The 12319-nt window shown below is 38.5% G+C and carries 14 protein-coding genes; 6 read left to right on the top strand and 8 right to left on the bottom strand.

The features are described from left to right. The first annotated feature begins 109 nt into the window (after positions 1–109). Complete coding sequence (locus FTV28_RS04860) at positions 110–919, top strand: alpha/beta fold hydrolase (protein ID WP_179989582.1); 810 nt, start codon at positions 110–112, stop codon at positions 917–919. Between the two features lie 77 nt (positions 920–996). Here FTV28_RS04860 and fabR read toward each other — a convergent pair whose 3' ends face one another. Next, positions 997–1677 carry an HTH-type transcriptional repressor FabR gene (gene fabR / locus FTV28_RS04855; protein WP_179989580.1) on the bottom strand — a complete coding sequence of 227 codons (681 nt, stop codon included), beginning with the start codon at positions 1675–1677 and terminating at the stop codon, positions 997–999. Between the two features lie 154 nt (positions 1678–1831). Between fabR and FTV28_RS04850 the strand changes: the two genes are divergently transcribed. Both FTV28_RS04850 and FTV28_RS04845 read left to right on the top strand, forming a co-directional pair. Next, positions 1832–2902 carry a ferredoxin reductase gene (locus FTV28_RS04850; protein ID WP_179989578.1) on the top strand — a complete coding sequence of 357 codons (1071 nt, stop codon included), beginning with the start codon at positions 1832–1834 and terminating at the stop codon, positions 2900–2902. Between the two features lie 13 nt (positions 2903–2915). Next, positions 2916–4010: an acyl-CoA desaturase gene (locus FTV28_RS04845; RefSeq protein WP_096900933.1), complete on the top strand. Its 1095-nt coding sequence runs from the start codon at positions 2916–2918 to the stop codon at positions 4008–4010. Between the two features lie 292 nt (positions 4011–4302). Here the strand turns inward: FTV28_RS04845 and FTV28_RS04840 are convergent, their stop codons facing one another. Together FTV28_RS04840 and FTV28_RS04835 are read right to left on the bottom strand one after the other, a co-directional pair. Continuing rightward, a complete protein-coding gene (locus FTV28_RS04840; protein ID WP_179989576.1) occupies positions 4303–4950 on the bottom strand; it encodes an HAD family hydrolase in 648 nt (215 codons plus the stop codon). After that, positions 4917–6122, bottom strand: coding sequence for a DUF1615 family protein (locus tag FTV28_RS04835; protein WP_179989574.1), 1206 nt, complete (start codon positions 6120–6122; stop codon positions 4917–4919). Before FTV28_RS04835 ends, FTV28_RS04840 begins: the two co-directional genes overlap by 34 nt. Positions 6123–6205: 83 nt before the next feature. Between FTV28_RS04835 and dusB the strand changes: the two genes are divergently transcribed. After that, the gene (gene dusB, locus FTV28_RS04830; protein ID WP_179989571.1) at positions 6206–7231 is read left to right on the top strand and encodes a tRNA dihydrouridine synthase DusB; all 1026 of its coding nucleotides are present in this window, start codon (positions 6206–6208) and stop codon (positions 7229–7231) included. Positions 7232–7315: 84 nt separating this feature from the next. Here the strand turns inward: dusB and FTV28_RS04825 are convergent, their stop codons facing one another. Further along, positions 7316–8362, bottom strand: a complete 1047-nt coding sequence (locus FTV28_RS04825; protein ID WP_154320665.1) for a nitronate monooxygenase family protein — start codon at positions 8360–8362, stop codon at positions 7316–7318. Between the two features lie 159 nt (positions 8363–8521). On the opposite strand from FTV28_RS04825, the gene FTV28_RS04820 reads away from it, so the two are divergent. Continuing rightward, positions 8522–9037, top strand: coding sequence for a hypothetical protein (locus FTV28_RS04820; RefSeq protein WP_131260826.1), 516 nt, complete (start codon positions 8522–8524; stop codon positions 9035–9037). Between the two features lie 403 nt (positions 9038–9440). Here FTV28_RS04820 and FTV28_RS04815 read toward each other — a convergent pair whose 3' ends face one another. Next, positions 9441–9785, bottom strand: a complete 345-nt coding sequence (locus tag FTV28_RS04815; RefSeq protein ID WP_179989569.1) for a hypothetical protein — start codon at positions 9783–9785, stop codon at positions 9441–9443. A gap of 251 nt (positions 9786–10036) precedes the next feature. On the opposite strand from FTV28_RS04815, the gene FTV28_RS04810 reads away from it, so the two are divergent. Beyond that, on the top strand, positions 10037–10255 hold the full coding sequence (locus tag FTV28_RS04810; protein WP_004973051.1) for a DUF1653 domain-containing protein: 219 nt from the start codon (positions 10037–10039) through the stop codon (positions 10253–10255). 87 nt (positions 10256–10342) lie between these two features. On the opposite strand, the gene FTV28_RS04805 is transcribed toward FTV28_RS04810, so the two are convergent. From FTV28_RS04805 to ahpC, 3 genes are all read right to left on the bottom strand, one after another. Next, on the bottom strand, positions 10343–10549 hold the full coding sequence (locus tag FTV28_RS04805; RefSeq protein ID WP_004973053.1) for a hypothetical protein: 207 nt from the start codon (positions 10547–10549) through the stop codon (positions 10343–10345). Positions 10550–10798: 249 nt separating this feature from the next. Then, positions 10799–11116 carry a hypothetical protein gene (locus FTV28_RS04800; protein WP_225530638.1) on the bottom strand — a complete coding sequence of 106 codons (318 nt, stop codon included), beginning with the start codon at positions 11114–11116 and terminating at the stop codon, positions 10799–10801. A gap of 345 nt (positions 11117–11461) precedes the next feature. After that, complete coding sequence (gene ahpC, locus FTV28_RS04795) at positions 11462–12025, bottom strand: alkyl hydroperoxide reductase subunit C (RefSeq protein WP_004973058.1); 564 nt, start codon at positions 12023–12025, stop codon at positions 11462–11464. Positions 12026–12319: the final 294 nt, after the last annotated feature.

Here is a 12319-nt window from a genome sequence, read left to right as displayed (position 1 = left end):
AAGGCTGTTGATCTTTTATCTATGATTGATGTGCCAAGTGTTGAATCTGTAAGCGCGTACGCATAGATCAAGTCACAGACCCGATATTCTTCTTTTAAGCGTATTTTAAATGACTAAAGCTGCAATTCATTTTACCCATGCCAATGGTATTCCTTCTGCCAGTTATCAAAAGTTTTTTCAATGTTTTGAAGCATATTATCATTTAAAGGCAATTCCACTGATTGGTATGCAAGCAGAATTTCCTGTGACCTATAAGTGGACCTATTTGATTCATCAAGTGATTCAGGACATTGAGCAGCAGTTTCCAAAGCAACAAGTGATTGGTTTAGGGCATTCTTTTGGTTCATTATTAACCCTGATGTGTGCCTATCAGCGTCCAGATTTATTTTCTCAATTGATTATTATGGATCCACCTTTTGTGATTGGATCGAAGTCGGCATTATTTGAAATTTTACAAAAATTTAAACTGAAATATGTAGATCAACTCACACCTGCCGCCGTGACCATGAAGCATCGAGATCATTGGGCTAGCCATGCAGAAGCCTATCAAGCTTTGCGGCATAACCGTTTATTTAAAAAATTTGATGCACAATGTTTTGAAGATTATTTTGCCAGCGGCATACAAGTCGATGCACAAAGAGGTGGTGTGACTTTAACAATTCCAAAACGGGTAGAAGCTGAAATTTTTAGAACCGTACCTGCATGGTGGTGGCGCACACCACGCAAAGCCCCAGATGTACCTGTGCATTTAATTACAGCAAGGCATAGCCCATTTTATTTGCAAGGTTTACCGCAAGGCATGCAAAAAACTTATGGAATTGAGTTTAGTGTGGTCGAGGGAGGACACATGTTTCCTTTGGAAAATCCTGAAACCACGGCAACACATGTGCAGCAATTAATTCAAAAACAACACGCTTAACAGCGAAGTCTAGCAATTAAATGCTCAAACGGGCGTGACCTGATTCAGGAAAATCGCCCGATTTATCCTGTGTTATGTTAACGAATTTTGGCATCATCCAAATGTCGTGCACCTTCTAAAATCATGCGAATCATGGTCATGGTTTGTTCAGCGGTTTCTTTACGTTCAGTCGCAGGCATATCAATGACTTTGGCACCCATATTAAATACCAGTTGTGTAATGGCTTTGGCTGCAATGTCGGGATGTGCCAATTTACTGTTATTTAAACGTTCTAAACGAATTAAATCATCCTGCAATTCTTGCTGAAAATAATTCAACTGGCGCTCAACAGCAAGTTTATAAGAGGTAGAACCTGTATAACCTTCACGTAATAGCAGACTTAAATTGCCTTCATCGGTATCTAGTTGTTCAATAAATACCTCAACCGAACTGCGAATAATGCTGTTTTGTTTTGTTGCTTTTAAACGTGCTTCATGCAGAATTTGACGCAACACCACACCTGCACGATCAATCAGTTCAATCGCAAGTTCATCGATATCTTTAAAATGACGATAAAAACTGTTTGGTGCGATGCCTGCTTCACGTGCAACTTCACGCAAACTTAAAGATGCGATACTTTTTTGTGGACCAATTAAATTTAATGCTGCCTGAAATAACTCTTGTTTTGTAATTGTGGCTTTACGCCCAACCGTACGCACGACAAGAGGCTCACGAACCGTTTCTGATTCTGGAAAAGTCACATCATGGTTTGTTTTCATGGCAGGCTGAGTCATATTTTCAATAATTTATAAGCTTAGAGGCATTATAGCGGTTGCGCCAGTACTTGTGAAACGATTAGAAACAATACACATGTATATACAAATATATATACATGTGTATAATAATTAAAATTTCATCATGTGGTGCTGAATCATGCAGCTAACTGAAAAAAGAAAATCACCCTTATCCAGTATTGCAAATGCAGTACTAGATCCTTATGCAGCAAACTTCTGGTTGCAAAAAATTAATCCATTATGGTCGGTGAATCAATCACTCGGCAAAATTGTGAAAAAAGATACTGCCGCACACGGTGTGGTGAGTTTAACTTTGCAATTTAATAATAAATTCCAAGTTGGTGCAGCAGGGCAGCATCATCCTGTTTATGTGACCATTCGAGGCGTGCGTTATGAGCGAACCTATAGTTTGACTCAGCTTGATGCACAACACGTTTTGTTGACAGTGAAAAAAGTTGATCAGGGCAAAGTCAGCACTTGGTTGGTTGAGCAAGCTAAAGTTGGCGATACTTTGGAATTTGGTGCACCTTATGGTGATATGCAACTGCCTGCACAAGCCCAGCCTTTAATTCTATTGGTAGCGGGTAGTGGTATCACACCAATGTATAGTTTGCTACAAGACATGGCGAAATCAGGTCGTCTTGGTAGCACTCCAGTAACTTTAATGTATTGGGTAAAAACCTTTGCAGACGCAGCATTTAAAGCACAGTTTGAAGCATGGGCACAACAATATCCAAACTTTAAATTTCAAGTGTTTTATACTCAAGAGCCGAGTGTAGCGCACAGCCGTTTAAATGCAGAACATTTACAAGGCTTGGCACAAATCGAGCAAAGTGCAGTGTTTGCATGTGGCCCATCGGGTTTTACCACGCAAGCTGAACAATTATTTGCACAAGCTGCTTTGCTGAAAACAGAAGCTTTTAGCATGACCCCTGTGTTAAGTGACGATGTTGGTTTGGTACAAGTTACACTGACTCAATCGAAAAAGATTGTCACTATTCCAAAAGGCAAGTCCATTTTAGAAAGTCTGGAACAGCAAAATATTAAACCTAAATACGGCTGTCGTATGGGAATTTGCCATAAATGCGTATGCAACAAGGCTGAAGGTTCAACTAAAAACTTGGTCGATGGTGTTCAAAACAGCGAACCGAATAACCAATTGAAAATCTGCGTCAATTCAGCACAAACCGATTTAATTATTGATTTATAAGCGAGTTCCGATTATGAATATGCCAGTAAAAATAGAATATTTCCGCAATCCTAAAAACCGTGAACTCACTCAATTTGAATTAGATGAGCTTGCACGTGAATTAGACGCCATTAAACAAGAAGTTTTGGATGATATTGGCGAAAAAGATGCTAAATACATCCGCCGTGTTTATTCAACCATTCGTTATAGCTCAATGGCAGGTCGTGCCTTATTGTTCGCAGGATGGTTCCCGCCAGCATGGGTTTTGGGTACAGGCTTGTTAGGCTTTGCCAAAATTATGGAAAACATGGAATTAGGTCATAATGTCATGCATGGTCAGTATGACTGGATGAATGATCCTAAATTCAATGGTGCAAGTTATGAATGGGATACGGTAGGTACTTCAGACAACTGGCGTCAAACCCATAACTTTAAACACCATACTTATACCAATATTAAAGGTATGGATGATGATATTGGCTATGGTTTGGTGCGTTTGTTCCCAGAACAGCGCTGGAGATCAGGCTATTTATTGCAACCTTTATACAGTATTCCTTTCTGCTTACTGTTCCAATGGGGTGTTGCCATTCAGAATTTAGAAATTGGTAAAATTTTGAATGGCCGTAAAAGCAAAGCCCAAGCCAAAAAAGAATGGCAACCTATGCAGAAGAAAATTGGAAAACAATTGTTTAAAGATTATGTGTTCTTTCCATTGATTGCAGGCCCTTCGGCTTTACCAGTGTTTACAGGGAACTTGGTTGCGAATGGTATTCGTAATATTTGGACATTCAGCATTATTTTCTGCGGTCACTTTACGAAGGATGTAGAAGTATTTCCAAAGTCTGTGATGCAAAACGAAAGCCGTGGTCACTGGTATATGCGTCAAATTCGTGGTTCATCGAATCTTACAGGTTCTGAAGCATTCCACATTTTGACAGGACATTTAAGCCATCAAATTGAACACCATTTATATCCAGATATTCCTGCACGTCGCTATCGTAAAATGGCGCCAAAAGTACAAGCTGTGTGTGAAAAGTATGGCTTGAACTACAACAATGCGAGCTTAGTTAAACAGTACGGCAGTGTGCTTAAACGTATTGTGAAATATGCTTTTCCATTTAAGAAATAAGTGACTTACAAATGAGTTGTTTAGTACGAATAGATTAAGTGATTGATCTTGGTTTAAAACTATACTTCTATTTTGAATTAGAGGTGATGCTGTAAAGTGTCACCTTTTTTATTGCTTTAGGTGTTGTAGTCGTTATTTTTATGCAGAATCATCAGCTATTTTATTAAGAGAAAACTCTATTTTTATTTTCTATTCTGGGTATAAAAAAGTAATCACCATAGGCGGCATCCGCTACATGTAACTTAAAAAACCCACAATTCAAATTGTGGTTTTATTATATCATTCATCAAAATCAAGCCAGTTTTTTATAAGTTACAATTTCTGGCAATGAATGATCACTACCCACCATATAAGAATAAGTCGCTAAACTCAGCATGGCATCATCTTCATCACTATTACCATACGCATAAATAGCAGCATAATTTTCTAAATCATATTGTTCTAAAATCCGTATTTTCTTTTGTTCCCGACTACAATCAGGTGTTGAATATTGCCCTGTAAATTGCTGCTTTTCAATTGCTGTTTCAGTACAAATCAAAGCGACATTTAACTGCTGACAAATATACTGTAAATAAATATCTACACTTGCAGAAACAACCACCACTTCATCTCCATTGAATTGATGCTGCTTTAATTGTTGTAATAGTTGTGGGTTAAGATCATGTATTAAATCTACTGCGTAGCGCTGTGCAAGTGCTAATATTTCAGCTGTATTTGCATCTTTAAACATAGCATTAAACAATTTAGGGCGCATGGCATGTGCAGGATAAACTTTTAAATAGTAAGCCTGAATCCAAGGCAAGATTTTAAGTCCTTGCTTAAAAATATGCCGCTTAGATAAAGCATAGAAAATAAACCCTGTAAAACTGTCTTTGCTGCACAGGGTCCCATCAAAATCAAATAGGGCTAGATTTTTATATTTTTGGCTTTTTGCATGCATGTTTTATAACGTCCATTGACTCGCGTAGCAAACCAATTGGTGTTGTAATCTCGACTCAGTTTAGGCCCTGAAATGACCACTTGCGGCATCATGGCATAAAATGGCTCTTTGCCCGTTTGCGCTTTATAGAGTTTCGTGACCGCCAAATAAGTTGCAGTGTCTTCAAATTTCTTTTCTTTTTCTTTTTTTAGGTCTGCACGAATTTGTCGTGGGGTGACTAGAATATTATGTTTGGAAAAAACAGCAATTAATTCGCGTTCTGATTCACTCTTTGCATTACGCACACCACCATCTTTAGTGTAAAGCAGCAAATCACCATCTAAATCTAATTCTGCTTCGGTTAAATCATTCAGCATACTTTGGAATGCTGCATTGCGGCTCGAATACATGCCAGAGTTATAATCAGCAAAGCGGTATAGCGGTTGATCGTAATCGGCAGGGTACATCATTAAACGATGAATCCCGTAATATAATCCGCCATATTGAGTGTATAGATCGCTGCGTAACTCTGCGATGTTACCACTTTGACGTTTATGCTCTTTGGCATAGCTAATATGCACTTGCATAGAACCTAAAGTGGTAATTGGATTAAGTTTTTCGCCAATATTTTGTCCAAACAGTTTGGCAGCACCTGTTAGTGCAGATACGTGATAATGTTTGGCCATATAGTCAAAAATTTCACGATACAATTCATCTAATTCACGTTCGGTTTTCACACGACGCATTTGGCTTAAATAGTTATCTTCAGGGCTAGGATGGTTTTTTAGTACATCCTGAAAATAGCCTGCAACCGTACCGCCAATCGCTTCGCCCAGTTTATCTTTAAATTTCTCATCCAAACGGTCTTGCACTTCTTTAACTGCTTTTTCACCCAGACCATAGACTTGAGGGTCGGCTACAAAGTTGGATTCCTGATCCACGACGGCAATGATGGTACACATATTTTCTTTGGTTTGTGGAATGCCCAATTGCTCTGAAATATCGTAAATATCTTTTGCCCAAGCACTACGCTCGCTGACCCGATTTGGAATGAGTTTGCGGATTTGTTCTGCTTCAAGGGTAGGCTCATTGTCCTTAGACCACCATGCGCTATCTCCACAGGCAGCCAAGCTTAATGATAAAGCAAGCACGCTGAAGGGTTTCATCAAAGAAGTGAATACAGTGTCTTTCATAGATAGGGAAAACTCGTTCCTAATGGATGAGCCCAAAGGGCAGATGCAGTATACTATGCCAATCGTTAAAGTTAAGAATATATATGTATATTGGTCCCTATCAACTGTCAAATAATTTGATCGTTGCCCCGATGGCAGGCGTCACAGATAGACCCTTTCGCTCACTGTGCAAGTACTTTGGTGCAGGGCATGCGGTCAGTGAAATGATGACCTCTGACAAAACTTTGCGCATGAGTAAAAAGAGTTTGTATCGTGCCAACTTTGATGGGGAACTTGCACCAATTTCTGCACAAATTGCAGGTTCAGACCCGCATGATTTGGCCGAAGCCGCACGTTATCAAGTCGCCAATGGTGCACAAATTGTTGATATCAATATGGGATGTCCTGCCAAAAAAGTCTGCAATAAGTTGGCTGGTTCGGCTTTATTGCAAGATGAAGATTTGGTGGCACGCATTTTAGATACTGTGGTTGCCGCGGTGAATGTGCCTGTGACACTGAAAACTCGCTTAGGTTTTTTGAATGGGCAGGAAAATATTTTACGGGTTGCCAAACACGCAGAACAAGCAGGCATTGCTGCATTGGCATTGCATGGGCGTACCCGTGAAGATATGTATTTAAACCGTGCACGCTATTCACTGATTAAAGAAGTGAAAAGCATGCTCAATATTCCTGTGATTGCCAATGGTGATATTGATAGTCCTGAAAAAGCCAAATATGTCTTGGACTATACAGGCGCAGATGCGATTATGATTGGACGTGCTGCGCAAGGACGTCCGTGGATTTTTCGGGAAATCGCACATTATTTAGCAACAGGTGAGCTGTTAGCAGCACCGAGCATTGCAGAAGTTCAAAAAGTATTACTTGGACATTTAGCTGAGCTGTATGAATTTTATGGTGAATATTCAGGTTGTCGTATTTCACGTAAACATATTGCTTGGTACACCAAAGGTTTACGTTCAAGTAATGAATTCCGTCAAAGTATGTATCAAGTAGAAAGTACTGCAGAACAATATAAAGTGGTTGAAGATTACTTTAATCAGCTACTTGCGCATGGTGAAATCATGAGTGATGTGCAGGTTGAAACCGTGAACTTGTTAGACACAAAGTAATCGCATGCAAATATATGCTTTAGCTTTTTTGGAACTAAATAAAAACTCAACTGTGATACACAGTTGAGTTTTCTGTACGTAAACTTAGCGTGCGTGAATCATTTCCAAAACCAACTGATTAATTAAATCTGCGGCTTCTAATTCACGTATCTGACTCACATTACTACCAGCCCAAAACGGAGCATAACCTTGCTCGCCTTGTATAACGGCTGCTGCATGCAACTGTTTTGCAAGATCATAGCTATACGGATAGGTAGGTACTGTTAAACGATCTGGCGTATCTACTTGTGTATGCCAATGATTAATTAAACCACGGGCAGGGCGTCCAGAAATGCTGTCGGTCATTTGAGTAATGTTTTGTTGAAATAAAGCTTGTCGATAAGCTGGATTGGCATTGGAACTTTTACATTGCACAAAAGCTGTACCCAGCTGTACCGCAGAAGCGCCCAATTTCAGCATTAACTGTGCTTGCTGACCATTCATAATGCCACCTGCTGCAACCACTGGCAGGGTACAATGTTCACGAATTAGTTGTACTAAATCGCTGGTTTTAATTGCACTATCAAAGGTTTGGTTAAAGATACCCCGATGTCCACCTGCCTCAATGCCTTGGGCGATAATGACATCAATTCCCGCTGCTTCAATGGCTTGAGCTTCGGCTAAGTTGGTTGCTGAAACCATAGTAATGATTCCTGCATCTTTTAAAGCCTGAATTTGATGCGCATGCGGAATCCCGAAGTGAAAACTGACGGCTTGTGGTTTAGTTTCTAGTACAAGATCTAAATATCCATCATGGTCTTTAAAACTTGGATAAATACAATTTAGTTGACTCGGTGCAGTTGCGCCATAGCGTTCAAAGATTGGCTGAAAATGTGCAATCCACGCTTGTGCAGCGACTTCATCTAGTGGACTTGATTCATGGCAAAAGAAATTGACCTGAAATGGAAAATCAGTCAGTTCTTGAGTGCGTAAAATTTGCTCACGTGCAGCATCTACCGTGTTTGCACCTAAACCGAGTGAGCCAAAACCACCTTGATTAGAAACCTCGGCTGCAAGTTCGGGAGTAGAAACGCCAGCCATTGGAGCAAGAAAAATAGGATGCTTTATATTCAGTTGTTCTAATAAGGTCATATTATTTACTCCATGTTTTTATCTACTTTGCCCAACTCTAGGTAGATTGGCAAATCATATCCGTCATTTCTTTATGAAATATTAAGATGAGCGATATCATTAAATTTGCAGATGCTTTCAGGCATAATAAGCCTGATGTATGAATTGATGAGTAAATTAATGAAGCCTTTCGTTTATGGTGGTTTGCTTGTGGTGTGTGGATTAAGTGCGTGTAGCAATCCACAGCAAACTCAAGTAAAAATTGATCCAAAGCAATATCAGGTTCAGGATGCGACTGCATTACAACAGCGTATAGATGCTTTAAATGTCAAATTGGCGCAAGACTTCAAACAATTTAAACAAGTCGAAAATATCGCATTTGCGCATCAATTCCCTTTAGATGTAAATAACTTACAAACTTTGAATCAGCATTTGGTCGCCAGTACTGCTTTAAAGCCGACTAAAATTGCTTATTGCGATATGATGAATGGTTATTTTGCTGAGTTATATCGCTTAGGACATAACAATCTAGATTTTCTTAAAGATGTAAAATTACCGCGTGCAGAGCAGGAAAATTTGGCTGAAAATTTTGCCAATGCAGAATCTTATTATGATTTTATTTTGAATCGTTACACCAGTTACCGCCAAGTACAACAGACCATGGGCTATGGTTGTAATTTAAAAGCGGCGTTATAGTTGCGGCAGGATTTAGGTTTACTAGGGTCTGTTGATATTTCATAAATGGCTTGCGCTGTAGGCTAAAACTGAGCAGATTAGGCATGAAACGCAGGGAATAACGGGTTTATTTTCAAGTTTTATAACGCAATCTGTGAAAGTTTTAGCCACATGAGCAAAAACAAAGCACTGCTTTGTTTGCTGCGCAAGGATACAAGCATATTTTTTGCTGCTATTACGTTATGTGCCAGTCATTTAGAATGAGTAAATTTCCTGTCCCATGCCTTATATCAGCTAAAAAACCTTGCGAGATATATCTCTCATGTCGCAAACATAGACGAATTGTCAACAGACCCTAATTAAATCGTGCTGAATAAAAAACTCCTGAGAACTTGCTCAGGAGTTTTTGTTTTATACAATCAAATTATTGTTGTGCTTTTTCTTTCACATTTGCAGCACCTTGTTCAACCGCACCTGCAGTCGCAGCAGTTGCATCTTTAGCAGCTTGTACAGTCGTATCAGCTGCGTTTTCTGTTGCTGTTGCAACATTGTGTGCAGCATTTTCAGTTGCTTGCGCTGCGTTATCTACCGCAGTTGCTGTAGCAGTAGCAGCTTCATGTGTTGCATCTTTGGCATCATGTGCAGCTTGAGCCGCAGCGTTTTCTAAGTGTTCACCCGTAGTTGCCCCTGTTTCTGGTGCTTTTTCTTTTGCACAACCTACAAGTGCTACAGTGGCAGCAAGACCTAAAGCAATAAGAAGTTTATTCATTATCATGTTTCCTTTTTTTACATCCACTTAAGATGGGATAATGCGAATATAACCAAAAAACAATCAATTTGAAGCTTAAAATTGTTCAAATAATGTAATGGGTTTAGATATTTTTTTGTTGTGTAGATTAGAACGATAAATTAGAGAAAAATATGCCGATGCGATTCATTTTTTCTGATAAGGTGAAATCTTGAGAATGGTTACAGTTTTTATTGTACAGTAATGCCATTCTGTAAGATTGGGATTGTAAAATGCTTAAAAAAGGGATTTATCAACATTATAAAGGGCAATTGTATCAAGTGCTGCATGTGGCTACACACAGTGAAACCCAAGAGAAATTGGTGGTTTATCAATGCTTATATGGCGATTATTCTATTTGGGCCAGACCGCTTGATATGTTCACGGAGAGTATTACTTTGGATGATGACCGTGAACAGGAACGCTTTAAATTGATTCAAGAAGTGTATTAATATTTGAAGTTATTTACCTATTTAAAACGATCCAATCTATTTTTAGATTGGATCGTTATGTGGATGCTCAAAGTTTAATAAAATCAATTATTGAATGGAAATACGGTTAAAGCTTAAATCGTATGCTAAATATTTACTCACAAAAGCTGCTTTATCACTGCGTCTTAATAAGTTGTCATAAATAAATTGTGGTACAGGATGGAATAAATCCCCAGAGCCATTTTCGTAAAATATTTTTAAATAACGTGAAGATGCACTGTATGTCCAGGATGTCACGGCAAGTGTTTTACCCATAAGCAACTCCTTTATTTTTTATATTATTTTTCACAGAATAAATCTGCTTATTTTGAACATAAGTGAAGTGCTTGCTAAAAAGTATTACAGAATTGTAACTTTTGAATATAAGTTTTTTGCGCAACCTAAACGTGCCAAAAACGACAAAACTATTATGAAGCGAAATAAAACACCACATTTAGGATGTGGTGTTTATGCTTTGCACATGAATAGTCATTCATTTAAATAAAATGATTGAAAGACTAGATTTTATAGATGACGACATTGATCTTCTTTGTCACCAGAAACACGGTTTGTGCCGCCAGTCGGTTTTACGCGGTTATCTTCACATTCTAAATTGCCATTCACGCGGTTATTTTTTACAACGATTGAGCCTGAATTATCTTTAAGTTGAATATTGCCATTTACACGGTTTGACGTGAGTTGGATGTTACGCCCATCTTCGAGTTGGATATTGCCATCAATGCGGTTGGCATGTGCATTAACCTGACTAAAGTTTCCTTTAGATTCTAAATTGCCATCAATCGTACTATTTTTAATTGCCGTATGTGAGTTGGAATGCAACATTAGGTTGCCCTTAATAGTCACATGATCAAGAACACATTGTTTATGCACTTTGACATTATCATCAATAGTTCGATTTTTAATGCTGCCATTACAGTTGAAATCAGCTAAAGCTGGCACTGAAAATGCTATTAATGTTGAAAGTAAAAATAATTTTTTCATAGAACAGCCCTCAAAAATAAATCTCACAACTGTTACCGGTACAGATTCGATTGTAGTGTTGTAATGTTTTTACATTTTCTATTCTAGAGATGAAATATGAATAAATAAGGTAGAAAAGGGTGATGTTCTGATTAAAAAAAACCACGCAAAATATGCGTGGTTTTTTTGAGTGGTTTAATCTAAAACTTAGATTTTACCTACTAGGTCGATAGATGGGGCTAAAGTTGCATCACCTTCTTTCCATTTAGCTGGGCATACTTCACCTGGGTGAGCGTGAACGTATTGAGCTGCTTTAACTTTACGAAGAAGTTCTTGAGCATCACGGCCAATACCGCCAGCATTGATTTCGATGATTTGGATTTTACCTTCTGGATCAATTACGAAAGTACCACGGTCAGCAAGACCAGCAGATTCGATTAATACTTCGAAGTTTTTAGAAAGCGTCCAAGTTGGGTCGCCAACCATTACGTATTGGATTTTTTTGATTTCTTCTGAAGAATCGTGCCAAGCTTTGTGCGTGAAGTGAGTGTCAGTAGAAACTGCATAGATTTCAACGCCTAATTTTTGGAATTCTGCGTAGTTGTCTGCAAGGTCACCAAGCTCAGTTGGGCAAACGAAAGTGAAGTCAGCAGGGTAGAAGAATACTACAGACCATTTGCCTTTAAGATCAGCTTCAGTTACTTCAATGAATTGACCGTTGTGGTATGCATTTGCTTTAAATGGTTTAACTTCAGTATTAATTAAGCTCATCATTGTCTCCATGATTAAGGTTTGTATTTCGTTGGCAATAGAGTATCTAATTTTGTTTTATTGCTGAAATGGTATTTTTACATTACTAGCATCGGAAAAACAAATGAGTATGTAAAAAGCGTACACTTTCATCACAGTATTATTGAGTCTTTATTAGGCCTCAAAATGATGATGATTGCATGACAACCTATTTTTCAGGTTCAAATACAACCCATTTCAAGCAATTGGTGAACATACATCTATATGGGGATGCTATTTTGAAATTCAAGGGGGGATTTAAAACTTTTTAAATAC

Source organism: Acinetobacter sp. YH12252, assembly GCF_013417365.1.
Classification (GTDB): Bacteria; Pseudomonadota; Gammaproteobacteria; order Pseudomonadales; family Moraxellaceae; genus Acinetobacter; species Acinetobacter towneri.
The sequence above is the reverse complement of the archived record's forward strand: the minus strand, read 5'-3'. Positions and strand labels throughout refer to the sequence as shown.

Excerpts from the sequence above, each read along its gene's own strand:
- FTV28_RS04860 (WP_179989582.1), top strand. The coding sequence starts at position 110 with ATGACTAAAGCTGCAATTCATTTTACCCATGCCAATGGTATTCCTTCT.
- fabR (WP_179989580.1), bottom strand. The coding sequence starts at position 1,677 with ATGAAAACAAACCATGATGTGACTTTTCCAGAATCAGAAACGGTTCGT.
- FTV28_RS04850 (WP_179989578.1), top strand. The coding sequence starts at position 1,832 with ATGCAGCTAACTGAAAAAAGAAAATCACCCTTATCCAGTATTGCAAAT.
- FTV28_RS04845 (WP_096900933.1), top strand. The coding sequence starts at position 2,916 with ATGAATATGCCAGTAAAAATAGAATATTTCCGCAATCCTAAAAACCGT.
- FTV28_RS04840 (WP_179989576.1), bottom strand. The coding sequence starts at position 4,950 with ATGCATGCAAAAAGCCAAAAATATAAAAATCTAGCCCTATTTGATTTT.
- FTV28_RS04835 (WP_179989574.1), bottom strand. The coding sequence starts at position 6,122 with ATGAAAGACACTGTATTCACTTCTTTGATGAAACCCTTCAGCGTGCTT.
- dusB (WP_179989571.1), top strand. The coding sequence starts at position 6,206 with ATGTATATTGGTCCCTATCAACTGTCAAATAATTTGATCGTTGCCCCG.
- FTV28_RS04825 (WP_154320665.1), bottom strand. The coding sequence starts at position 8,362 with ATGACCTTATTAGAACAACTGAATATAAAGCATCCTATTTTTCTTGCT.
- FTV28_RS04820 (WP_131260826.1), top strand. The coding sequence starts at position 8,522 with ATGAAGCCTTTCGTTTATGGTGGTTTGCTTGTGGTGTGTGGATTAAGT.
- FTV28_RS04815 (WP_179989569.1), bottom strand. The coding sequence starts at position 9,785 with ATGAATAAACTTCTTATTGCTTTAGGTCTTGCTGCCACTGTAGCACTT.
- FTV28_RS04810 (WP_004973051.1), top strand. The coding sequence starts at position 10,037 with ATGCTTAAAAAAGGGATTTATCAACATTATAAAGGGCAATTGTATCAA.
- FTV28_RS04805 (WP_004973053.1), bottom strand. The coding sequence starts at position 10,549 with ATGGGTAAAACACTTGCCGTGACATCCTGGACATACAGTGCATCTTCA.
- FTV28_RS04800 (WP_225530638.1), bottom strand. The coding sequence starts at position 11,116 with ATGTTGCATTCCAACTCACATACGGCAATTAAAAATAGTACGATTGAT.
- ahpC (WP_004973058.1), bottom strand. The coding sequence starts at position 12,025 with ATGAGCTTAATTAATACTGAAGTTAAACCATTTAAAGCAAATGCATAC.